The sequence below is a fragment of the Salinicola salarius genome, assembly GCF_003206135.1.
Classification (GTDB): Bacteria; Pseudomonadota; Gammaproteobacteria; order Pseudomonadales; family Halomonadaceae; genus Salinicola; species Salinicola salarius.
Window position 1 is genome coordinate 155,184 of sequence record NZ_PZJT01000005.1, and the last position, 23,395, is coordinate 178,578.

The following is a 23,395-nucleotide window of genomic DNA, read 5'->3' on the forward strand; positions in this document are numbered from 1 at the left end:
AGACCTGGGCGTAGCCTGGGCGCGGCCTGGGCGCGGTCTGAGTGCGGTCTGAGTGCGGTCTGGCGACGCAGGACACGAATCCGGAACGGCACGCGGCAAGCGGGCCTTCTGGATTCCATTGCAGGAGCGTGGCAGCGCGACGACGAGAACGAGGGCTTTCCAGCCCAGACTATCAAGAACCGCGCTTTCATGATCGAGCCGCGTTTTTTCAGCGTATCGACGCGGCGGCTTGCCGGAGATCGCGAACGGGGTAAGCTGATCTCACCGTGATAACAGCCGAAGCTGGCGAGAGAGCCTATCCTGCCCATGTCCGTGCCGATCTCGATACCCGCCCTGCCCGACACCCTTCGAATGCTTACGCCGTGGCGAGCGCGCCATGCTGGACTGTCGCGCCATGCTGGATAAGTGGCTCTCGGCGACACTGGACGAGGCATCGAAGCCGGGCGACGGCGCCTCGGGTTCCACCGACCGCAACGCAGCAGAACAAGGCCGCCTGCCCGGCGGGCGCTATCGAATCCTCGGCGAGGGCATCCTCGAACTGACGCCGGATACCGCCGCGCCGGACGCCCGTAGCGTGGTGATTTCCGCCGGCATTCACGGCAACGAGACGGCGCCGATCGAGCTGGTCGGCGAGCTGCTCGCGGCACTCGAGGTCGGCCGCCTCGCGCTGGGCGCACCGCTGCTGGTCATTCTCGGCAACATTCCCTCGATCCGCGCCCGGACCCGTTTCGTCACCACCAATCTCAACCGCCTGTTCAGGCGCGATCTCGATCAGGCGGGCGACGAGCCCCAGCGGGCGCGCGAGCTGATGCACGCAGTCGATGATTTCTTTGCGAAACATCCCGACCAACCGCTGCATCTCGATCTGCATACCGCCATTCGCGACAGCCGTTACCCGCGCTTCGCCGTCGTTCCCTATACGGAGACGCAGCCCGAATCCCGTTGGCCGGGGTTGGCCGCGGCCGGCATGCAGGCCGTACTGCTGCAGCATCAGCACAGCTGGACCTTTTCCCACTATTCGCGTCACTACCACGCGGCCGAAGCCTATACGCTGGAACTCGGCAAGGTGCGTCCCTTCGGTGAAAACGATCTAAACGCCCTCGGCGGCATGCGGGCCTGGCTGGCCGCCCTCGCGGAAGGTCGCCCGTTTTCGGCGGACAGCCTCGATGGCCTGCGCTTCTTTCAGGTCGCCCACGAATTGATGCGTACGAGCGAGTCCTTCCGTCTCACCTTTGCCGAAGACGTCGCCAACTTCACCGAGTTCGCGGTCGGCGAGACATTGGCCGAGGATGACGCGACCGGGGCCTTTACCGTGCAAGAGGCACCGCTGTCGGTGGTCTTCCCCAACGCCCAGGTAGAATTGCATGCGCGCGCGGCCTTGCTGGTCCGCCCCTGCGCGCCCCCCGGTTCGTCGTAGTGCTTTTGCGTCCCTCGACTACGTCTCGGGGGTTCGACCACGACGCCCCGGGGCACGACTACAACGATCTTGGACTCAGTTCACAGCGATTTTTGATTCAACCAACAACGACAACACTTACCAGGAGTTTTCCCAAATGAACAATGAGTTACCGCTAGCTTACCCGGTTTTTGCCGCGTCGCGCCCTCGCTCCGAGCAGGCGTTGTCTGGAACCTAACGGCGAAACTGCTAGAATCGCCGGATTTTTCGCCGGGGAGTCGGCGTCGCCCATGCCATCCGACGATGGCACGATCGACAGCATGACGGGCCATCTGACGCCGTGCCGCTTCCCGCCAGCCAACCCACTCGGTGGACAACATCATGGCCGCGACCCCCATCCCCCTGGAAGCGAAGGGCATCAAGAAGCGCTTCGGCGATCATGAGGTGCTCAAGGGGATCTCTCTCCAGGCACACAAGGGTGACGTCATCACCCTGATCGGTGCTTCCGGTTCCGGGAAAAGTACCTTTCTTCGCTGCATGAACCTGCTGGAGCAGCCCGACGAAGGCGAGCTGATCGTTCACAACGAAACGATCAATTTCCGCGAGACCAAACACGGCCGTGAGCCGGCGGACTGGAAACAGGTCGAGCGGATTCGTGCCAAGCTCTCGATGGTGTTCCAGAACTTCAATCTCTGGTCGCACATGACGTTGCTCGAGAACGTCATCGAAGCGCCGGTTCATGTACTCGGCAAGCCCAGGAAACAGGCGATCGACGAAGCCCGCGCCCTGCTCGATCGGGTCGGCCTGCTCGATCGTGCCGACTACTTTCCGACCCAGATGTCCGGCGGCCAGCAGCAGCGCGGCGCCATCGCCCGCGCCCTGGCGATGGATCCTGAAGTAATGCTGTTCGACGAACCGACCTCGGCGCTCGATCCGGAACTGGTCGGCGACGTGCTTCAGGTCATGCGCGGCCTCGCCGACGAAGGCCGCACCATGATCCTGGTGACTCACGAGATCGCCTTTGCCCGGGACGTTTCCAGCCAGGTGATCTACCTGCACCAGGGCGTGGTCGAAGAGTCCGGCACGCCGGCCGACGTCCTCGACAACCCGCGCTCCGAGCGCCTGCGCCAGTTTCTGGCGCCCAAGCACTGAGGCGGACTCCATCATGATCGACCTGCAAGGCTACGGCCCGCGGCTGCTCGAGGGGGCCATGGTCACCATCGAACTGGCCGTGCTATCGCTGATACTGGCAGTCATCCTGGGATTGCTGACCGCCAGCGCCAAGCTGTCGCGCAATCGGCTGATCCACGGTATCGGTACGCTCTACACCACGCTGGTGCGCGGCGTGCCGGATCTGGTGCTGATGATGCTGCTGTTCTACGGCGGCCAGATCGGCATCAACATGCTCACCGATCAGCTCTATTACGCCTTCGACATCGATATCTTCATCAACATCAACGCCTTCGTCGCGGGCGTCATCACCATCGGGCTGATCTTCGGTGCCTATATGGGCGAAACCTTCCGCGGTGCCTTCCAGGCAGTGGAAGAGGGCCAGATGGAGGCCGCGCGCGCCTATGGCATGAGCCCCCTGCTCGCGTTCAGACGCGTTCGCTTCCCGCTGATGATGCGTCACGCCCTGCCGGGGATCGGCAACAACTGGATGGTGCTGCTCAAGACCACCGCGCTGGTCTCGATCATCGGCCTGACCGACATGGTCCGTGTCGCTGCCGAAGCGACCAAGGCAACCCATGAACCGTTTCTGTTCATGATTCCGGTGGCGATGATCTACCTGCTGATCGCGACGTTGTCCGAGTGGGGCTTCGCCAAATTGACCAAGCGCTACAACACCGGCTTCGGGGAGTCCAGCGAATGGAACAATTGAACGGCTGGTTCACCGACCTGTTGTCCAACAACGCGATCTTCACCGCCAATACGCTGGGCTTCTACTGGGACGGGCTCGTCACCACGGTACAGCTGGTCTTCCTGTCGCTGCTGATCGGCGTGATCCTGGCGGTGCCGCTGGCCATCGGCCGCGGTTCGAAGCGACGCTGGATCAAGCTGCCGATCTACGCCTACACCTATGTCTTCCGGGGCACGCCGCTGCTGATCCAGCTCTACCTGGTCTACTATGGCGTGGTCTTCTTCGACGGCATCCAAGACAGCATCTTCTGGGTGGTGTTCAAGGAGGCGTTCTTCCCGGCGCTGATCGCGTTCACGCTCAACACGGCGGCCTACACCACCGAGATCTTCCACGGCGCGATCAAGAACACCGCCAAGGGCGAGATCGAGGCGGCCCGCGCCTACGGCATGTCGCGCAAGTTGATGATGCGCCGCATCATTCTGCCCAGCGCCTTTCGCCGTGCCCTGCCGGCCTACGGCAACGAGGTGATCTTCATGCTGCATGCCAGCGCCGTGGCCAGCGTGGTGACGATCATGGATCTGACCGGCGCGGCCTATTATGTCTACGCGCGCTTCTACGCGCCGTTCGATGCCTTCATCTTCGTCGCGCTGATCTACCTCTGCCTGACCTTCAGTATCATGTTCTTGTTCCGAAGGCTGGAAAAACGCTTGCTGGCGCACCTGCGCCCGCGCGGCGCCTGACCGCAGACCGAGTCATCGCTCGACGTCATCCGCCACCCATCACGAGCCATCACACACAAGCCACCACATACACAAAAGAGAGCTTCTCATGAACAAGTGGATCACCAGTGCGCTTATCGCGGGCGCCCTCGTCTCGGGCCAGGCATTCAGTCAGGCCATGGCCCAGGAAAGCCAGGATGCCATTCGCCTGGGTATCGACGTGCCCTACGAACCCTTCGTCGTGCGTAACGCGGATGGCGATCTCGAAGGCTTCGAGATCGATCTCGGCAACGAGCTGTGCGCCCGCGCCAACCTCGAGTGCAGCTGGGTGGAACAGGGCTGGGACGGCATCATTCCGGGTCTGCTGGCGCGCAAGTACGACGCCATCCTGTCGTCGATGGCGATCACGCCGGAGCGTGAGCGCCAAGTGATGTTCTCGCTGCCCTACTACAACACGCCCAGCGTCTGGATTACCGCACGCGATCGCGATATCGATATCAGCGACAAGGACTCCCTGAAAGGGCTCTCCGTCGGCGTACAGCGCGGCACCATCCGTGACGTCTACGTCACCCAGGAATACGGCGACGTTCTCGATATCCACCGCTACGGCTCTTCCCAGGATGTGGTCAACGACCTCAAGTCCGGCCGGCTCGACCTGACCTTCGAAGACTTCCCGATCGCCAACGACGCCATCGATTTCCGTAAGGACGACAGCCCCTACAAGCAGCTCGGCGACAGCATCAAGACGCCCACCTCGATCTTCGGGGAAGGCGCGGCGATGGCGTTCCGCCAGCGTGACAAGGCGCTGGCCGCCAAGTTCGACAAGGCGATCTGCGAGGTTTACGCCGATGGCACCTTCGACGAGCTGATGGAAAAGTACTTCGACTACGATCTGTCGGTACGCCCGAGCGAGCAGGACTGCGCCGAATAAACCCGCCCTGTCCGGTCGCTGGTCGTAGTGCCAGCGACCGGGCTCATGATTCTCGAGTCGAGGAAGTGTCGTGGAACACCAGAAGCACCCTTTGATCAGCCCGGTGCCGGGCACCGAACGCTACATCGACAGCTTTCATTTCGGCCCGGCGGATGCCGAGCGGCATCTGTACGTACAGGGCGCGCTGCATGCCGACGAACTGCCGGGCATGCTGGTCGCCTGGACGCTCAAGCAGCGCCTCGCCGAGCTCGAGGCCCAGGGGCAGCTGGCCTGCCGCGTGACGCTCGTGCCCGTCGCCAACCCGGTGGGGCTGGACCAGCAACTGATGGATACGCCGCTGGGGCGCTACGATTTCGAGAGTCTGACCAACTTCAACCGTCGCTACGTGAACGTCGCCGGTAACATTGCCGACGGACTGGAAACAGTGCTGACCGACGACATCGCCCACAATCGCCAGGTGATTCGCGATCGTTTCGAAGCCGCGCTGGCGTCGATCACACCGACCACCACGCTGGAGTCGATGCGGTTGACGCTGCAGCGCCTGGCCTGCCGCGCCGACTTCGTGCTCGACCTCCACTGCGATTTCGATGCCGTCGAACATCTCTACACCACGCCGGCGGCCTGGCCGGTGTTCGAGCCGCTGGCGCGCTACTTCGGCGCCAAGGCCAGCATGCTGGCCACCGATTCCGGTGGGCAGTCGTTCGACGAGTGCTTCACGCTGGTGTGGGAACAGCTGCAGCAGACGTTCGGCGCGCGCTTCCCGCTCGACTACGGCTGCCAATCGGTAACGCTGGAGCTGCGCGGCCAGTGTGACGTCGACCATGCTCTGGCCGGCCACGATGCCCAGGCGATCATAGACTGGCTGCGGCATCTAGGGCTCGTCGCGGGCGAGGCCCCGGCATTGCCCGAGCTGGCCTATCCGGCCACCGAACTGGCGGCGATGGACTTTCTGCATGCGCCGATCGGCGGCCTGCTGGTATTCCACGCCGAACCCGGCATCGAAGTGGAAGCCGGCCAGCTCATCGCCGAGATCATCGATCCGATCAGCGATCGCGTCGAGCCGGTCCATGCCACTCAGGCCGGCATGTTCTACGCCCGCAGCCAGCGTCGGATGGCCACTGCCGGCATGATCGTCGCCGATATCGCCGGCCATCACAGCCACCGGAGCGGCTACCTGCTGGCGCCGTGAACCAGGCGTTGATTGCGGCGATATTCAACCGTACAAGCATTGGTTATGCTGCGGTTGTCGCCCATCGAGTGTCAGGGAGCGTTCACCGTTCAAAAGGCGGTGAGCGGACCGGGACCGAGTCGCAACACACAAGAACTCACGCATCACAAGAGAGAAGCGATCCATGAAGAAACTGCTGACTACCAGCCTGCTCGGCGCCGCGCTGATCGCGGGTGTCGCCCAGGCCCAGGATACCGAACAGCTGCGCATCGGCGTCGACGTTCCCTACGAGCCGATGGAATACCGTACCCCGGAAGGCGAGCTGACCGGCTTCGACATCGAACTCGGCAACGCCCTGTGCGCGCAGATCAAGGCCGAGTGCGAATGGGTCGTTCAAGCCTGGGACGGCATCATCCCCGGCCTGCTGGCACGCAAGTACGACGCCATCATGTCGTCGATGACGATCAACGACGAGCGCCGCCAGACCGTGCTGTTCTCCGATCCGTACATCAAGCCGCCCTCTGCATGGTTCGCCGCCGCCGACAGCGGTATCGACACGGTCTATCCCGAGTCGCTGAAAGGCAAGACCATCGGCGTCCAGCGCGGCACGCTGCAGGACAACTACGTGACCGACATGTACGGTGACGATGCCGATATCAGCCGCTATTCCACCGCCGACGATCTGGTGCTGGACATGGACGCCGGACGCGTCGACATTGCCTTCCTCGACTTCCCGGTCGGCAAGTCCACCCTGCTGGACAGCAAAGAGGGCAACTACGTCACTGTCGGCGACATGATCAGCGAGCCGGAGAAGTATTTCGGTGAAGGCTTCGGTATCGCCTTCCGCCCGCGCGACAAGGAGCTCGCCAACCGCTTTGACGACGCCCTCGCCACGCTGAAGCAGAACGGCACCTACGACGAGATCTACGACAAGTACTTCAAGGTCAAGTAATCGTCACCACCCGCCGGGCGTGATTCCGCACGCCCGACGAGGCGCGGTTTCTTTCGAGACTCGCCGCGTCAAGGCGCAAGGCCCCGATCNNGATCGGGGCCTTGCGTTTTCATGCCCGCCTTCATGCGCACCGATACGACTGGTTTGCCAGCACGGCCTCCCCGCTGCATCGGCAATAGCAATCCTTATCGATCGCTACGTAAGACAGCAATTGTTTACCGTTCTAATGTGGAGAGCGGTAGTGGCGATCCGTATTCTGCTAGGCATGTCGGGTCTGCCAGCAATGCTGGATTTGAGAGAGAAAGGAGCCCAAGCAGGCACCGTAAGAAATAACGACTTTGCCCACCGATAGAGGCTATCGCGTCAAGAAGCAGGGGAGACCCCATGGATCAATGGTTCAATCAAACGCCGGAAGAGATAGCACTGTGCCTGGGCCTGGCCTCTCTCGTACTGGTTTATCGGCGTCTCTCCCGCCCGGGCCTGTCAGCTTGGCTCGCCACCTCAATGCTTCCCACCGATGGCAGAGGGGCGGAAATTGCCGTTCAGGTGGCCGCCCATCCGGTTAGTGGAAAACTGCAGGTCTACCATCTGTCGCGCTGGTTCGAGGCGGTGCTGATCGATCCCGCCAACCCGCCGCTACGCGACGGCGAGACCGTCTACCTGATCCGCTGGGAGGCGCGCCAGGCCTGGGTCAGCCGGGTACGCAGCCATACCCCGGCCAAGCCTTCGAAGCGCACTCACAAGCGCTGGCAGTGGAGCTTCGATTAGCCGGGCCGGAGCGGCTCGAATGGCTCGAAACCAACACTCGAAACCAACACTCGAAACCAACACCGGTTCTACGCCGTCGAAGGTCTGGCAAAACGCGCCACCAGTCTCGCCATCCCCGGCCCCACCAGCACGACCGTGAACAGTCGCAGCGTCTGCAACGCTACCACCAGTCCGACATCGGCATGAGTATCGATGGCGATGATCGTCATCGAGTCGAGGCCACCGGGGCTGGTGCCGAGATAAGCGGTGATGAACTCGGTATGCATCAAAAGGGTCATCAGCCAGGCGGACAGGGCGCATAGCGCAATCAGCATCAGCGAGGCGAAGATCATCTTGCTCAACGCACGGGCAATGTTGTGGACCGTCTCGCGGTCGAAGCGCAGCCCCACGTAGGTACCGATGACGCCGTAAGCCAGTTCGAGCAGCGGCTGCGGCAACACGATGGTGATCACCCCGGTCAGATGCAGCACGCTCCCCACCACCACCGGCCCCAGCAGCGCACCGGCGGGCATCCGTCGATCGAAGATCCACACGCCGATGGCAACCACCGCCAGCGTCGCGACGAGGTTGCCCAGATAGCCCAGGTCGACGGGAAGAGCCGCCGCATGGCCAGCGTTGCCGCTATCCGTCACACCCAGATAATGACTGACCAGCGCTCCCACCAGTACCACGCAGACCACGCGCACGTACTGCATCGCCGCCACGATTCGCGGATCGGCATCGCTCTCCTCGGCCATCGCGACCATGGCGGCGGCGGCGCCAGGCGTCGTGCCCCAGGCTGCCGTCGATCCCGGAAGCCCGCCGTAGCGAACCAGCCCGATCCCCACGATCAGGCTCAACAGCAGGGTAATCGCCGTGGCGATCAGCATGACCGGCCAGGCATCGAGAATCTTGAACAGCACCGACAGGGTCAGCGTCTGGGCGATCAGCACTCCGATGACGCCCTGACTGAGCTTGAAGCCGATGCGGGGCAGCCTCAGGCCACCGACCATGACGCCATAGGTGATCGAGACCGCCATCGGCCCGATGAAGCCGCCAGCCGGCATATGGATCGCATTCAATGCGCGGTTGGCGATGACACAGCCGAGGACGAGCAGCAGCCAACGCATCCATGTCGGGGGAGACAAGCGCGGCGGAGAGGAATCAGCAGACAAGGTCAAGCTCCGGTAAAAGGCTAATGATATCAACTTTGGCTAATACCGGGCAGGGTTTGTCGACAATCTCACGTTCGGATGTCGCTTAGCGCCACGATGCGACTCGCCATGCCGCCCGCTCGCGCGGAAGGCTGCTACAGTCAGAAAGGAAGCGCGATGCCAACCCCATGGAGACTGACATGATACGAAGCCTCGTGACCTCGTCCGGCACTGCCCTGCTGCTATCGCTCTGCGGCGAGACGCTGGCCCAGCAGCCGGTACAGGGCGGCCCGCCCAACGCACCGGATCAGACGCCGGCATTCGAACGCCAGACCCGCGCCCCCGCGCTCGAGGATGATGTCGCACTGACCACGACGCCCGTGGCCGAGGGGCTGGTCCACCCGTGGGGGCTGGCTTTTGTCGACAACGACCTGGCGCTGGTGACCGAGCGCTCCGGACGCCTGCGCGCCGTCGACCTGCAGAGCGGCACGCTGTCCGAGCCGATCGAGGGGTTGCCGGAGATCGACGCCCGCGGCCAGGGCGGGCTGTTCGACGTGAGTCTCGATCCCGACTTCGCCGATAACCGTCGGATCTACTTCAGCTACGCCGAGCCCCGAGGCGATGGCAAGAACGGCACTGCCGTCGCTCGCGGCGTTCTCGGCCAGGACCACGGCCGCCTGGAAGACGTGGAAGTCATCTTCCGCCAGACGCCGGCGTGGGACTCCACCAAGCATTTCGGCTCCGTGCTGGTGTGGGACAACGAAGGCAGGCTCTACGTGACCCTGGGAGAGCGCTCGCTACCCGAATCCCGGCAACTGGCACAGGATCTGAGCACCCATCTCGGCAAGATCGTGAGGATCCACGCCGACGGCTCCATTCCCGATGGCAACCCGTTCGCCGATGGTCAGAACGCCAGTGTCGCAAAAGACGGGCTGGCCGAGATCTGGTCCTACGGCCATCGCAATGTGCAAGGTGCCGCGCTATCTCCGGAAAGCGGCAAACTATGGACGATCGAGCACGGCCCGAAGGGCGGCGACGAGCTCAACGTCCCGGAACCCGGCAAGAACTATGGCTGGCCGATCATCACCTACGGCGAGGACTACAACGGCGCGCCCATCGGCGAGGGTCTGACCGCCAAGGAAGGCATGGAGCAGCCGATCTACTACTGGGACCCGGTCATTGCTCCGGGCGACATGACCTTCTACCAGGGAGAACGCTTCCCCGGCTGGCAGGGCAATCTTATCATCGCCTCGCTCTCGCCGGGCGGCCTGGTTCGGCTCGCGCTCGATGGGGAACGGGTGAGTGGCGAGCAGCGTCTCGCACAATCTCTCGGCCGCGTGCGCGCCGTGACGGAAGGGCCGGACGGCGCGCTATGGGTGCTGACGGATGCCAGCAACGGCGCGCTGATTCGAATCACGCCCGAAGACGAGTGATTCCGTTCATAACGGCAGGTGAACGATAGCGCCGCGAATGCCGCGTTCGTCGATCCATAGCTTGCCGAGCGTGATGGGCAGGCGAAAGCGGCGCTTTCCCGCCGCGCCGGGGTTGAACCACAGCTGGCGTGCGCTGGCGCTCTCCCGCCACTCGTTGCGCGGCTTGTGGGAATGGCCGTGCAGCACGGCCTCACAGCTCATCCCGGGATCGATATCTGCGATATCGTGAACCAGCTGCAGGGCCCGGCCATTGATCACCAGGCGCCGGTGCAACGGCAAGGAAGCACATTCGCCTTCGATATCGATATTGCCGCGGACGGCATGAACGGGCGCGAGCTCGGCCAGTCGCTCGAGAATGGCCGGATCGCCCACGTCACCCAGGTGGAACAGCGGGTAGCAACCGGCCAGCAGCGCCAGCGCTTCGTCTCGCAGCAGCCCGTGAGTATCCGAAATGACGCCGACAGGAGCGTCGGTCTCGAACGTTGCCGAGGGAATCGCCTCTGCCATCGCTACCCTGGTCCGAACCCGTCAGATGTGTGGACAAAACAACCGCGCCATGGCGTCGCAGCGAAGCCATGGCGTAGCCAAAGGAATAGACTCAAGCGCCACCCGGGCTGGATTTGACGGTCGCGGTTTTTTCCATACCCTCGTAACTCATGTTGCCGTCGGCGTCGATCTTGCAGGTGAGGTTGTACTTGGCGTTACCCGCGCCAAGCAGATCGACGAGCAGCTCGAACTCCTCTCCCTGTTTGTAATTCTTGGCGTTGGTCTCGTAGATGGACTTGCCATCTATCTCCTCGGACTGTTCATCCTTCTGCACAGCAAGATCACGGCACTCCTGCGCGAGCTTGGGGACCCCATTCTTCTGAACCCCCGTCTCGCGGGCGTCCTCCTGCTCGTTGGTCTGATCTCCCGACTGCTTGTCCAGATTGGGCTGATCACTCGTCTTGTCCTGTGCCATTGCCCCGCCGCCGAACAGCAGCGCGCCGAGCGCCAACCCCACACCGGCATTCTTCATCCCTTTCATCGACATTGCACTTCTCCCTGTTGTGCCGCTTGCCCACGCAGTATAGGAGAAGGCCACAGCCTGCAAGGTTACGTTTTGCAATGAACGCTCAGCCCCACAGCCGACGGGTGGCGATCGCCGCGCCCTCGCTCAGCGCCTTGAGCTTGGCCCAGGCCACGTCCTGGGCGACGAACTCATAGCTGGCGAAGGTGCCGAAGCCGCAGTCGGTGCCAGCGACGACACGCTCACGGTCGCCGATGGCCGCCACCGAGGCGCAGATACGGTTGGCGACGACCTCCGGGTGCTCGAGATAGTTGGTGGTAACGTCGATCACGCCCGGCATCAGCAGCATGTGATCCGGCAGCGGATGCGTCTTGAACGACACCGTCTCGTGCTCGTGGCGCGGGTTGCCCAGCGGAATGCTCAGCGCCCCGACCTTGGCCCGGTAGAGGATCGGCAGCAGCTCGGCCACGGGCACATCATCCTGGTGCGGCCCCTGCCAGTTGCCCCAGCAGACGTGCAGCCGCACCTTGTCAGCGGGAATGTTTTCCAGTGCCAGGTTGATCGCTTCGATGTGCAGCTCGACCCGTTCGAGGAACGTGCCCAGATCGTCATCGCCGAACATGATCACCCGCTCCATGGCCAGATCCGGCGCATCGAGCTGCAGCACGTGACCGGCCGCGACGATGGCCTCGTACTCCTGCTTCATTTCCCGCGCCACCGCCAGTACGTAGTCGCGGTCGGTGGGATAGTCCGGGTTGTTCTCCGCCCGCAGCATGGTCGTGGTCACGACGCCGGGAGACGCCGCCGTCATGAAGGTTTCCAGCGGTTGCGGGCGATTGGCGAGCGCGGCATCGAACGAGGCGAGCTCCGCCTTGACCCCGGCCAGCGTCGGGTCGTACTGGACGGCGCGCTGGGCCAGCGGCGTGTTCCAGACCTTGGCGAGATCGTCGGAGACCCCGATCTGACGCGCCATGTGCTCGGCGTAGCCGGGGAAGCGCTGGATATCCAGCGTCGGCTTGCGCCGCCCTTCCCCGCCGAAGCCGGTCATGCGCTCGGTGACGTAGGTCGAGAAGCCGACCCGCGGCGCCTCGCCGTTGTTGATGCTGTCGAGCCCGGCGTCGAGCTGCGCGGCGATCACCCCGTCCAGGCAGCGGGCGACCTCGCTATCGAAAGCCGCGGTGTCCACCGGCTTCCCCTGCTCGCGCATGACCAGCAGCTTCGATAGTTCGAGCGTTCGCGGCAGGCTGCCGGTATGCGTGGTGATGATGCGATCGCGACTGGTCTTCATGATCTTTCCTTGGCGTTGTTGGCCGGCTCGAAGGCGGCGAGAGGGTTGGCAGGCGCAGCGCCGCCGAAAACACAGGCCGCCAAGGATACCCAAGCGGCGATGAGGATAGCGCATGACGGCATGAAAGTTATGCAGCCACTTCATGAACTGAATTCATTAGCATGCGGAAAAAATCGGTACGCGAACGAAAACGCCCCGAGGTCGAAACCTCGAGGCGTTCGTACGGCTAGCGTCGATGCGAAACGGCATCGATCGCCCGGTGCCGGTTCAGTCGTCCAGCGCTTCGGGCAGGTCGGTGACCGCCCCCTTGGACGCCGAGCTGACCGTACGCGCGTACTTGGCCAGCGTGCCACGGGTGTAGCGCGGTGCCGGACGCTTCCAGGCCGCGCGGCGGCGCTCCATCTCGGCGTCGTCGATATGCAGCGTCATCACGTCGTTCTCGGCGTCGATGGTGATCTCGTCGCCGTCCTCGATCAGCCCGATCGGGCCGCCGACGAAGGCTTCCGGCGTGATATGGCCGACCACGAAGCCGTGGCTGCCGCCGGAGAAGCGACCGTCGGTGATCAACGCCACCTTGTCGCCGAGGCCGCGGCCCATGATCGCCGAGGTCGGCGTCAGCATCTCGCGCATGCCGGGACCGCCCTTCGGCCCTTCGTAACGAATCACCACGACATCGCCGGCGACCACGGTCAAATCGTTGATCCGCGCCTGCGCTTCCTCTTCGGAATTGAATACCCGAGCGCGGCCGGTGAAGCGGGTGCCTTCCTTGCCGGTGATCTTCGCCACCGCCCCTTCCGGCGCCAGATTGCCGTAGAGAATGCGCAGGTGGCTGGTCGCCTTGACCGGCTTGTCCAGCGGCTTGATGATCTGCTGATCGACCGGATACGGCTTCACGTCCGCCAGGTTCTCGGCCAGCGTCTTGCCGGTGACGGTGATGCAGTCGCCATGCAGCATGCCGGCATCGAGCAGGATCTTCATCAGCGGCTGGATACCGCCGATCGCCACCAGCTCGCTCATCATGTAGTGGCCGCTGGGGCGCACGTCCGCCAGTACCGGAACGCGCTTGCCGATCTCGGTGAAGTCATCGAGGGAGAGCTCGACACCGACGGTATTGGCGATCGCCAGCAGGTGCAGCACGGCATTGGTGGAACCGCCGAGGGCGATGACTACGGTGATGGCGTTCTCGAACGCCTTGCGGGTCATGATGTCGGACGGCTTCAGGTCCAGCTCGAGCAGCTTGAGCACGGCCTCGCCGGCGGCGCGGCAATCGTCGTGCTTGGTCTGCGAGACGGCTTCCTGGGCCGAGGAGTTGGGCAGGCTCATGCCCATCGCCTCGATCGCCGAAGCCATGGTGTTGGCGGTGTACATGCCGCCGCAGGAACCCGGCCCGGGGATCGCGGTCTCCTCGATCTGCTTGACCTCGATCAGCGACTTGTTGCCCTGGGAGTAGGCGCCCATCGCCTCGAACACCGAGACGATATCGGTGTGGCCGGCGCCGGGCTGGATGGTGCCGCCATAGACGAAGATGCCGGGGCGGTCGAGGCGCGCCAGGCCGATCATGCAGCCGGGCATGTTCTTGTCGCAGCCGCCGATGGCGACCACGCCGTCGAATCCTTCGCAGCCGGCTACCGCCTCGATGGAATCGGCGATGATCTCGCGCGAGGCCATCGAGTACTTCATGCCCTCGGTGCCGTTGGCGATGCCGTCGGAAATCGTGATGGTGTTGAAGATCACGCCCTTGCCGCCAGCGGCATCGGCGCCGTCGCTGGCCGCTTCCGCCAGGACGTTGATATGGCTGTTGCACGGGGTGACGCGGCTCCAGGTCGAAGCGATACCGACCTGAGGCTTCTTGAAATCTTCATCGGTGAAACCGACGGCGCGCAGCATCGCACGGCTGGCCGCCTTGCCGGGACCATCGACCACATTGGCGGAATGGCGACGGCGGTGGTCCGTATTGCCGGGAAAATTGTCGTCCGGGAAATCCTGGCTCATCAAGCACTCCTCATTTTCGTCTGTTCGCCGCGAGGGCAGTCTGGCTGCCACGTCGGGCAGAGGTTGAGCGACACAGGCCGGCTGGATGATGCAGCGAAAGGTGACGGTCGGCTTGTGTCGTGGTGTCACGGTCAGATGACAATGCACGGACGCGATGGCTCTTGTGAAGCGGCTCTCGTGAAGCGAATCGGCCGCGTCCGATACAGAAAGGGTGACCCATTGTAGCGGCCCGAAGCGCGCACGGACATCCGACCATGGCGGAAATCGCCCATCTCCTGCGCGATCGTCTATGCAATACTGGCGGGCGCCCTGTGCCACCGTTCCCCACCGCAACCCGAGCGAGCCTGTCATGTTCGACTTCAAGGAAATCGAAGCCTTCGTCTGGATCGTGCGGCTGGGATCGTTCCGCCTCGCGGCGCGCCACCTGCACCTGACCCAGCCCTCGGTTTCCGATCGGATCGCGCGGCTCGAGTCCATCGTCGGCGAGCCGCTGCTGGAGCGAACCCAGCGTCCCATCAAGCCGACGCCGAAGGGACGCCAGTTCCACCGTCACGCCTTACGGCTGATGGAAGCGCGCCAGGAAGCCATGACCATGCTGGAACTGGCAACGCCGTTCCAGGGCACGCTGCGCCTGGGGGTTGTCGAGTCGATCGCCCACAGCTGGCTGCCCGAGTTTCTGGCCGAACTGTCGCGGCGCTTTCCGGAGATGACATTGGAACTCGAGGTGGACAGCTCACCGGGGCTGGCCGCCAAGCTGCACAACCGGGATGTCGACATGGCCTTCCTGATGGGGCCGGTCAACGTCCAGGAAGTGTTCAACCGGTTTCTCTGCCACTACACCATGGGCCTGATCGCGAGCCCGCGACTCGGGCTCGATCCCGCGCACTTCTCCCTTCATCGGGTGCGCGGACTGCCGCTGATCACCTTCGCCCGTGATAGCCGGCCCTATCGCGAACTGGGCTCGCTGCTCCACCAGCAGAAACTCGAACACTTAAAGCTGCACTGCTCGAGTTCGCTATGGACAATCGTGCGAATGACGCTGGATGGCCTCGGGCTCGGTGCCATTCCCCCACGGCTGGTTCGGGAGGAGCTGGCCGAGGGCAAGCTGATCGAACTGCCCATCGAATTGCCCGAACTCGAATTCACCGCCTCCTGGCCACAACATCTGGATAAATCGCTGGCCGAGGGCGTCACGGAACTGGCGATCGAGATCGCTCGGCTCGATCAGCAATCCTCGCTTCCGGGTGCCAATTCCAGCAAATGAAAGGTTATTCCTATCCGTTAACATCAAAAAAATCGATTTGCCTTATCGATTGCCGCTTTTTATTGTCGAGACCATAATCACAACCGAGTCATCGACATGATCGCCTCGACCGATTTATCCCGACCGTTCGCCGCCCGCCAGGCCATTCGCCAAGGCCAGTGGCAACGTCATACCAGCGGGCTCGCGCCAGGTTACGCCCAGGCCAACTTGGTAATCCTGCCCGCTCGTTACGCCGAAGATTTTCTCCGCTTCTGTCAGCGCAACCCGCGCGCCTGCCCGCTGCTCGACGTTACCGATCCCGGCGATCCACATCCGCGATCACTGGGTGACGATATCGATCTGCGCCACGACGTACCGCGTTACCGTCTTTACCGCGACGGGGTGTTGAGCGAAGAGCCCACGGATATCGCCGATCTATGGCAGGACGATCTGGTCACCTTTTCGATCGGCTGCTCCTTCTCGTTCGAGGATGCCCTGATCGCCGACGGGCTCGAAGTCCGCCATATTCAGCTCGATCGCAACGTGCCGATGTACCGCACACGAGTCCCGCTCGCGCCCAGCGGTCCATTCGGCGGCAACCTGGTCGTCTCGATGCGTCCGTTCAAGCCGGCCGATGCCATCCGTGCCATCCAGATCACGACCGACATGCCGCGGGTTCACGGGGCACCGGTTCACATCGGTCTGCCGGCATCGCTGGGGATCGCAGATCTTGCCCGGCCGGATTTCGGCGACGCCCCGGTCGTCAACGACGACGAGCTGCCGGTTTTCTGGGCCTGCGGCGTCACGCCCCAGGCCGCCATCGAAGCGGCAAGACTCCCGCTGGTGATAACGCACAGCCCGGGACACATGCTGATCACCGACATTCCCAACCATCGACTGAAGTACGGCTAGAACTGGAAGTACGGCTAGCCCGAGCCAAACGGGCGATTCTCGACGCAACGTCGATAGTACGACACAACATCAACAACGAATGCCAATAGCGAGGCTCACCATCATGATCTGCAACCCTGCAAAACCTCTCCGTCGAACCCGCACCGCGGCCGCAGTGATTGCCGCCGCACTCAGCGCCAGCGTTGCCACCTCGGCAGTGGCGGAAACGTCACTCAATGTCGTCGGCAGCTGGGGCAGCCTGGAGCTGCACCAGAAGTTCGAGCAGCCGTTCTGGAGCGAGACGCTGCCGGAAGCCAGCGATGGCGATATCACCACCCAGGTCACCAGCTTCGACCAGATGGGCATCGCCAGCGGCGACGTCTTCCGTTATCTCGGCGACGGACTGTTCGATGTCGGCATGACGGTGGGCGATTACACCGTCAGCGATGCGCCGGAGCTCGAAGGTCTCGACCTGCCGATGATGGCGACCGAAACCGACAAGGCCCGGGCGGTGGCGGATGCCTTCCGCCCCATCGCCGAGAAGACGATGAACGAGCGTTTCAACAGCCACGTGTTGGCCATCGTTCCCTACCCCGCCCAGGTCCTGTTCTGCAACACGCCGATTTCGGGCCTTGCCGATCTCGAAGGCAAGAAGGTACGTGGCAGCGGCCGCTCCACCGGTGAATTCCTCGAAGCCCTCGGCGCTCAGAGCCTGAACATTGCGTTCAACGAAGTGCCGGGATCGCTCGAGCGCGGCGTGATCGACTGCGCCGTGACCGGTTCGATGTCAGGCTACAGCGCCGGCTGGTACGACGTCTCGAGCCACATGCTGCCGCTGCCCATTGGCGGCTGGGACTACGTCATCACCGCGGTCAACCAGGACAAGTGGAACAGCCTGAGCGCGGACGAACAGCAGCTGATCCAGGAGCAGGTCGACAAGCAGTTCACCGCGCCGGTGTGGGCGAATTCCAAGACCGAAACCCAACGTGGCATTGCCTGCCTGACGGGACAGGGCCAGTGCGCATCCGGCAAGCCGGCCAGCATGACGCTGGTCAAGCCGACCCAGGCCGATATCGATCGTGCTCACCAGGCTCTCGAAGACGTCGTGCTGCCCGCCTGGGCCGGTCGCGTCGATGCCGAAACGCTCGAGCAGTGGAACGCCGGCGTCGGCAAGATCGTCGGCCTGCAGGCCGAGACGCCCTGACGACCGCTTTCACACACACCGNNGCCGGTGTGTGTGAATCGTTACCTTCGATGGACAGGAACTTCCCATGTCTGCATTGATTCAGGGGCTGGACGGGCTGGTGCGTTTCACTCGCGGCCTGTCGCGGCTCGCCGCCCGCGTGATCGGCTTCGCGCTGCTGGCGGTGGTCATCTTCATTGGTGTGGAGATCCTGCTGCGCAAGCTGGCCGGCCATTCGCTCTCCGGCGTCCACGAGTATTCGGGCTACGTGCTGGCCGTGCTCTCGGCCTGGGGGATTTCCCACACGCTGCTCGAGCGGGCGCACATCCGCATCGATGTCGTTCACGGCCGGTTGCCGCCATTGTCGCAGCACACTCTCAACATCGTGTCGCTGCTGGCACTCAATCTGGTGGCCTGGATGATCGCGCTGAACGCCTATCCGGTGCTGGCCAAGTCCCTCGCCAACGGTTCGACCGCCAACACCCCACTGGCCACACCACTGTGGATTCCTCAACTGCTGTGGGCCGCGGGCTATTGCTGGTTCGCCTTCACCACCAGCGTCATGGGCCTGAGAGTGCTGGTCGCGCTGTTCCAGCGGGACACGGCGACGCTCGATGCGCTGGCCGGCATGGATAACGGCGAACTTTCCGAAGCGCCACTTTCAGAGGAGTCACGCTGATGCTCGGATTTCTCTCGGTCGGCATTCTGATGCTGCTGCTGGCCGGCATTCCGGTCGCGGTCACGCTGTTCCTGCTCGCCTTCGGTGTCGACCAGTTCTTCTCGTTCTTTCCGCTGACCAAGGCGCTGGGACAGAACCTGTGGTCGGCGGCGGACTCATTCCTGCTGATCGCGATTCCGCTGTTCGTGCTGATGGGCGAGATCATCGTCCGCGCCGGCATCGCCGAGAAGGCCTATCGCGCCATGGATCACTGGCTTTCGTGGCTGCCGGGCGGGCTGATCCACGCCAACATCACCACCGCCGCGCTGTTCTCGGCCACCTCGGGTTCCTCGGTCGCCACCGCCGCGACGATCTCCACCGTGGCGCTGCCACAGGGCGACAAGCTTAACTACGATCCCCGTCTGTTCTGCGGCAGCATCGCCGCCGGCGGTACGCTGGGAATTCTGATTCCACCGTCGATCAACCTGATCGTCTATGGGTTCCTGACCGAAACGTCGATTCCCAAGCTGTTCATGGCGGGGCTGGTTCCCGGCCTCGGCCTGTCGCTGCTGTTCATGGCCGTGGCACTGGTAATGTGCTGGTGGAAGCCGAGCCTCGGCGGCCCGCGCAACGTCGCCAGTTGGGACGCACGGCTGCGCAGCCTAGCCTTCCTGGCGCCGCTGCTGATTCTATTCATCGTAATCGTCGGCTCGATCTACCTGGGCTGGGCCACGCCCACCGAAGCGGCCGCCGTCGGCGTCATCGTCTCGCTGGGGCTGGCGGCGGCCAATCGTCGTCTGGATCGTCGAATGCTGGTGGCCGCGCTGGACGGCACGGTCAAGACGACTTCGATGCTGCTATTCATCATTCTGGCGGCCTCGTTTCTGAATTTCGCACTGACTTCGTCGGGGCTGGTCCAGAAACTGACGACACTGCTGAACACCTACGACCTCTCGCCCTATGGGCTGCTACTGGCGGTCATTGCGCTGTTCATCGTACTGGGCTTCTTCATCGAAACGCTGTCGCTGATGGTCATCACCATTCCGATCGTGACGCCGCTGATCGCCGCCGCCGGTTTCGACAAGGTGTGGTTCGGCATCGTCATGATTCTGTTCGTCGAGATGGCGCTGATCACGCCGCCGGTGGGACTCAACCTCTATATCGTCCAGGCCGCCCGGCGCGGCAAGCCGTTCTCGGACGTGATCGTCGGCACCCTGCCGTTCATCGGTGCCATGTTGCTGATGGCCGCCCTGCTGGTGGCTTTCCCCAGTATCGCGCTGTGGCTGCCCGACTCACTATGATCCGCGCGCTGTAAACCTTATTCATCGAATCCGGAAACCTATCTCATGCTGACTTTCGAAACGCCTGAAGACACGCTCACCGTCACTCCACAACGTCTGGCGATCGCCGGCTGGGCCGGCCGCGACCAGGCCGGCGTCCAGCACCACATCGAGGAGCTGGCCGAGCTCGGCGTCAAGCCGCCGTCGAGCGTGCCGCTGTTCTACCGCGCCAGCGCGCAATTACTGACCCAGGCCGAGAACGTCGAGATGCTGGGCGGCGAAGGCTCCGGTGAAGCCGAAGTCTGTCTGGTCAGCGATAGCAACGGCCGCCTGTGGGTAACGCTCGCCTCCGATCACACCGACCGCAAGCTGGAAGCCGTCGGCGTGGCCGAATCCAAGCAGCTCTGCGCCAAGCCGGTCGCCAGACAGGCCTGGGCACTGGACGAGGTCCGCGATCATTGGGATTCGCTGGAACTGGCAAGCGAGATCGAAGAAAACGGCCAGACCGTCACCTATCAACAAGGCACGCTCGCCGAGCTGCTGGATGTCGATACGCTGCTGGCCAAACTGCCCGACGCGCTCAAGCAGGGGCAGTCGCTGGCGCCCAACACCCTGCTGCTGTGCGGCACGGTGCCGGCCATCGGTGGCATTCGACCCAGCCCGCGCTTCTCGATGATGCTCAACGATCCGGTCCTGAATCGTCGTCTGGGCCACAGCTACACCGTCATCGAACTCGAGGTGGCGCAATGAGCCAGCTCGATGCCGCCAGCGCGTTTTGGGCCCGCCCGCCGCATCAGCGCCGCTTGAATGACTGGCAGGCGGCAGTCGATGCTGGCGATTTCACGCCCGCCCAGGCGCTCGAGGCGTTGATCGAGCGGGCGCAGTCGCAGACCGACGTCGCCACTTCTGCCTTCATCGAGTTCGATGCCAACAAGCTGCGCGACCGGCTGACGCGAGTCGACCCGAGCGAGTCGCTGGGCGGCGCTCCGATCAGCATTAAGGATCTGTTCGATGTTCGCGGCGAGGTGACCATGGCCGCTTCACGGGTGCTGGGTGACAGCGCACCGGCCGAGAGGGACGCGCCCTCGGTTGCCCGTCTGCGTCGCGCCGGGGCGCTGCTAACCGGACGCACCAACATGAGCGAGTTCGCGTTCTCGGGGCTCGGGCTCAATCAGCACTATGGCACGCCGCCCAATCCTTTCGATGCCGAGCGCATTACCGGTGGGTCGACCTCCGGTGGCGCCGCGTCGGTGGCGTTCGGCCTGGCCGCGGCGACACTGGGCAGCGATACCGGCGGTTCGCTGCGCATTCCTGCCGCGTTCTGCGGCCTGACCGGATTCAAGCCAAGTCAGGAAAGCATTCCCGGCGAAGGCGCCTACCCGCTCGCCCCGAGCCTCGATTGCGTCGGCCCGATCGCGCCCAGCGTCGACTGCTGCGCGCGGCTGTGGTCGATACTCGCCGACCGGCCGATGCCGGCGCTGGATGCCACGCCGCGACCGTTGCGGCTGGCGATTGCCGAAGGCGGCCTGCTTGGCGAACTGGACGATGCGGTCCGTGACGGTCTCGAGGCAGCCGTGGCTGCCCTCGAAGCCAAGGGATGCCACGTCGAGCGCCTGCCGTTCGCGGCCGTCGACGGCGCGCTGGCGATCAATCAGCAGGGCGGTCTGGTGGTGCCGGAAGCGGCAGCGCTGCACCGCGAACAGCTCGCGCGTGCCGAGGCGGACTACGATCCGCTGATCGCCGAGCGCCTGAACGGCGGTCGGGACATCAGCGCCGCAGATTATCTCCAACGCCTGTGGCCGAGAGCGGGCTGGCAGCGCCGCTTCGAAGTCGAGATGGCCGGCTTCGACGCGGTGCTGCTGCCCACCGTCGCGACGCTGCCGCCCAAGCGAGCCGAACTCGAGAACGATGCCGCCGCTTTTCAGCGCGCGAATCGGCTGGCGCTGCGCAACACCAGCGTCTTCAACTATCTCGACGCCACCTCGATCTCGCTGCCCTACTTCCCTTCAGGCGCGGAATTCCCTATCGGCCTGATGCTGTCTCGCCCCCAGGGCGGCGACGAGGCGCTGCTGCAGCACGCCTGCATCGTGGAGGCGATGCTGGAAGGGTGAGTCGCCTCGGGGAGCCCCCGGGCTTCCCGCGATGGCATCAGCGCCTGACCGAACGGAGCCAGTCGCCGACGCTGCGGCCGATCCTGTCCATCAACCCCAGCGGCGGCATGGCCGGCATGTAGAAGCGAGGGACCGGAGAGCCCGACATTGCTGACGAAACGGGCTTCCGGCAAGCGCCTGGAGCAACCACGACTTCCTCCTGTCGCTTGTCCTGCTTTTCGTGCGGGCGATATCCGACCAGCATCGTCGCCAGAGCGATCAGCGCAAAGACGATGAAGCAGAAGGCGTACCCCCGGCTGCCGATCAGATAGCCGGCCAGCGGCGAGCCGACGATCTGGCCCACGGCGATCATCAGAAACGGCAGGCCAAGACCGATGGCGGGTCGGTCCGCGTAGAGCCGGATTCCCCACACCAGGTAGACACCGGTGAGCATGATGTAGGCGCCACCGAAAAGTGCGGCCGAGAAGAGCACCGCCGGCAGGCTGGATGGGATCAGCGCAAGCAAACCCAGCGAGAGCGCAAGCGCGGCCAGCGTTGCACGATGAGTGACGTTGAGGCCGAGGCGCTTGACCAAATCCCCCGCCAAACTACCGATCAGCCCGGCGACACCGATCAGGATCCAGACGATATTGGTCATCGCTTGATCGAAGTGGCCCAGCATGACCACGGCTTCGCTCGAGAAGGTCCAGTAGGCGGCGCTGGCCAGGCCCGTACTGGTGGCCGCGACCACGAGCATCAGCGCACGCGGGCGCCAGAGACCGCCACGAGGCTCTTCTTGTGGTGAATCGGCTTGGCGGCCGGTGCCAGCATTCGCTCGCGGCATGGTCATCAATAGCAGCAGCGCATTGAGCAGTGCGGCGACGACGAACGCAGCGTAGGCGAGTCGCCACTGCCCCGTGGCGATGAAGGCCACCGGCCCGGAAACGGCAACACCCAGGCTGGTGCCGGCATTGATGACGGTATTGGCACGCCCCTGCCGAGCGGGCGCGATCGACGCCGAGACGGCCTGGGCCATGGGCGGCGATGCCAGCCCGGTGCTCAGCCCCGCGAACAGGATGCCGCCGGCCAGCCAGAGCGCGCTGGTGCTGATGGCGACGATCGTCATGCCACCTGCGGCAACCAGAGCCGCGGCGATCGCCACCCGGCGCGCCCCGAGACGTTCCACCAGCAGCGCGCTTGCCACGATGGCGAGACAGTAGCCGACGTAGGCACCGCTACCGATGATCCCGGCAATGGCCGGACCGAGACCGACATCCTCGCGCATGCTGGGCAGAAAGAGTCCGTAGGCAAAGCGAGCCAAACCATAACTGACGCCGGTCAGCAGTGTGCCGGCGAGGACCAGGCGCATTTCCGAGCGATTCATGAGGCATTCTCCATTC

At 63.9% G+C, this 23,395-nt stretch carries 22 protein-coding genes; 16 read left to right on the plus strand and 6 right to left on the minus strand.

The window, feature by feature from the left end:
• Positions 1-376 precede the first annotated feature (376 nt).
• From DOM32_RS06085 to DOM32_RS06120, 8 genes are all read left to right on the plus strand, one after another.
• Positions 377-1,417 (plus strand): succinylglutamate desuccinylase, encoded by a 1,041-nt coding sequence (locus DOM32_RS06085; RefSeq protein ID WP_244179822.1) that lies wholly within the window; start codon positions 377-379, stop codon positions 1,415-1,417.
• A gap of 360 nt (positions 1,418-1,777) precedes the next feature.
• Positions 1,778-2,548 (plus strand): ABC transporter ATP-binding protein, encoded by a 771-nt coding sequence (locus DOM32_RS06090; RefSeq protein ID WP_110632264.1) that lies wholly within the window; start codon positions 1,778-1,780, stop codon positions 2,546-2,548.
• Positions 2,549-2,561: 13 nt separating this feature from the next.
• The gene (locus tag DOM32_RS06095) at positions 2,562-3,278 is read left to right on the plus strand and encodes an ABC transporter permease (RefSeq protein WP_087719048.1); all 717 of its coding nucleotides are present in this window, start codon (positions 2,562-2,564) and stop codon (positions 3,276-3,278) included.
• Positions 3,266-3,997 (plus strand): ABC transporter permease, encoded by a 732-nt coding sequence (locus tag DOM32_RS06100; RefSeq protein WP_110632266.1) that lies wholly within the window; start codon positions 3,266-3,268, stop codon positions 3,995-3,997. Before DOM32_RS06095 ends, DOM32_RS06100 begins: the two co-directional genes overlap by 13 nt.
• Before the next feature lie 88 nt (positions 3,998-4,085).
• Complete coding sequence (locus DOM32_RS06105; RefSeq protein WP_110632269.1) at positions 4,086-4,907, plus strand: transporter substrate-binding domain-containing protein; 822 nt, start codon at positions 4,086-4,088, stop codon at positions 4,905-4,907.
• A gap of 70 nt (positions 4,908-4,977) precedes the next feature.
• Complete coding sequence (locus DOM32_RS06110) at positions 4,978-6,096, plus strand: succinylglutamate desuccinylase/aspartoacylase family protein (protein WP_071232786.1); 1,119 nt, start codon at positions 4,978-4,980, stop codon at positions 6,094-6,096.
• A 163-nt stretch (positions 6,097-6,259) separates the two neighbouring features.
• Positions 6,260-7,027, plus strand: coding sequence for an ABC transporter substrate-binding protein (locus DOM32_RS06115; protein ID WP_110632272.1), 768 nt, complete (start codon positions 6,260-6,262; stop codon positions 7,025-7,027).
• 384 nt (positions 7,028-7,411) lie between these two features.
• The gene (locus DOM32_RS06120; RefSeq protein ID WP_071232784.1) at positions 7,412-7,795 is read left to right on the plus strand and encodes a hypothetical protein; all 384 of its coding nucleotides are present in this window, start codon (positions 7,412-7,414) and stop codon (positions 7,793-7,795) included.
• 68 nt (positions 7,796-7,863) lie between these two features.
• Here DOM32_RS06120 and DOM32_RS06125 read toward each other — a convergent pair whose 3' ends face one another.
• Complete coding sequence (locus DOM32_RS06125) at positions 7,864-8,949, minus strand: AbrB family transcriptional regulator (RefSeq protein ID WP_244179823.1); 1,086 nt, start codon at positions 8,947-8,949, stop codon at positions 7,864-7,866.
• Positions 8,950-9,128: 179 nt separating this feature from the next.
• Here DOM32_RS06125 and DOM32_RS06130 point away from each other — a divergent pair, with 179 nt between their 5' ends.
• A complete protein-coding gene (locus tag DOM32_RS06130) occupies positions 9,129-10,361 on the plus strand; it encodes a PQQ-dependent sugar dehydrogenase (RefSeq protein WP_208625322.1) in 1,233 nt (410 codons plus the stop codon).
• A 6-nt stretch (positions 10,362-10,367) separates the two neighbouring features.
• On the opposite strand, the gene DOM32_RS06135 is transcribed toward DOM32_RS06130, so the two are convergent.
• From DOM32_RS06135 to ilvD, 4 genes are all read right to left on the minus strand, one after another.
• The gene (locus DOM32_RS06135) at positions 10,368-10,868 is read right to left on the minus strand and encodes a metallophosphoesterase family protein (protein WP_071232781.1); all 501 of its coding nucleotides are present in this window, start codon (positions 10,866-10,868) and stop codon (positions 10,368-10,370) included.
• Positions 10,869-10,959: 91 nt separating this feature from the next.
• Positions 10,960-11,394 carry a hypothetical protein gene (locus DOM32_RS06140; RefSeq protein ID WP_071232780.1) on the minus strand — a complete coding sequence of 145 codons (435 nt, stop codon included), beginning with the start codon at positions 11,392-11,394 and terminating at the stop codon, positions 10,960-10,962.
• An 82-nt stretch (positions 11,395-11,476) separates the two neighbouring features.
• Complete coding sequence (locus tag DOM32_RS06145; protein WP_071232779.1) at positions 11,477-12,658, minus strand: uroporphyrinogen decarboxylase/cobalamine-independent methonine synthase family protein; 1,182 nt, start codon at positions 12,656-12,658, stop codon at positions 11,477-11,479.
• Positions 12,659-12,925: 267 nt separating this feature from the next.
• On the minus strand, positions 12,926-14,650 hold the full coding sequence (gene ilvD / locus DOM32_RS06150; RefSeq protein WP_071232778.1) for a dihydroxy-acid dehydratase: 1,725 nt from the start codon (positions 14,648-14,650) through the stop codon (positions 12,926-12,928).
• 349 nt (positions 14,651-14,999) lie between these two features.
• Here ilvD and DOM32_RS06155 point away from each other — a divergent pair, with 349 nt between their 5' ends.
• The 7 genes from DOM32_RS06155 (at position 15,000) to DOM32_RS06185 (ending at position 22,016) form a co-directional block, all read left to right on the plus strand.
• Entirely contained in the window at positions 15,000-15,914 is a 915-nt protein-coding gene (locus DOM32_RS06155; RefSeq protein ID WP_167400650.1) for a LysR family transcriptional regulator, read from the plus strand.
• A gap of 96 nt (positions 15,915-16,010) precedes the next feature.
• Positions 16,011-16,805: a putative hydro-lyase gene (locus DOM32_RS06160; protein ID WP_071232776.1), complete on the plus strand. Its 795-nt coding sequence runs from the start codon at positions 16,011-16,013 to the stop codon at positions 16,803-16,805.
• Positions 16,806-16,959: 154 nt separating this feature from the next.
• Complete coding sequence (locus tag DOM32_RS06165) at positions 16,960-17,988, plus strand: TRAP transporter substrate-binding protein (RefSeq protein WP_244179824.1); 1,029 nt, start codon at positions 16,960-16,962, stop codon at positions 17,986-17,988.
• Positions 17,989-18,055: 67 nt separating this feature from the next.
• Positions 18,056-18,646, plus strand: coding sequence for a TRAP transporter small permease subunit (locus DOM32_RS06170; RefSeq protein WP_071232774.1), 591 nt, complete (start codon positions 18,056-18,058; stop codon positions 18,644-18,646).
• On the plus strand, positions 18,646-19,926 hold the full coding sequence (locus DOM32_RS06175; RefSeq protein WP_110632285.1) for a TRAP transporter large permease: 1,281 nt from the start codon (positions 18,646-18,648) through the stop codon (positions 19,924-19,926). The genes DOM32_RS06170 and DOM32_RS06175 overlap by 1 nt, the downstream gene beginning before the upstream one ends.
• A 45-nt stretch (positions 19,927-19,971) precedes the next feature.
• On the plus strand, positions 19,972-20,655 hold the full coding sequence (locus DOM32_RS06180; protein WP_110632287.1) for a DUF2848 domain-containing protein: 684 nt from the start codon (positions 19,972-19,974) through the stop codon (positions 20,653-20,655).
• Entirely contained in the window at positions 20,652-22,016 is a 1,365-nt protein-coding gene (locus tag DOM32_RS06185) for an amidase (RefSeq protein WP_110632290.1), read from the plus strand. Before DOM32_RS06180 ends, DOM32_RS06185 begins: the two co-directional genes overlap by 4 nt.
• 37 nt (positions 22,017-22,053) lie before the next feature.
• On the opposite strand, the gene DOM32_RS06190 is transcribed toward DOM32_RS06185, so the two are convergent.
• Positions 22,054-23,379: an MFS transporter gene (locus tag DOM32_RS06190; RefSeq protein WP_110632293.1), complete on the minus strand. Its 1,326-nt coding sequence runs from the start codon at positions 23,377-23,379 to the stop codon at positions 22,054-22,056.
• Positions 23,380-23,395 lie beyond the last annotated feature (16 nt).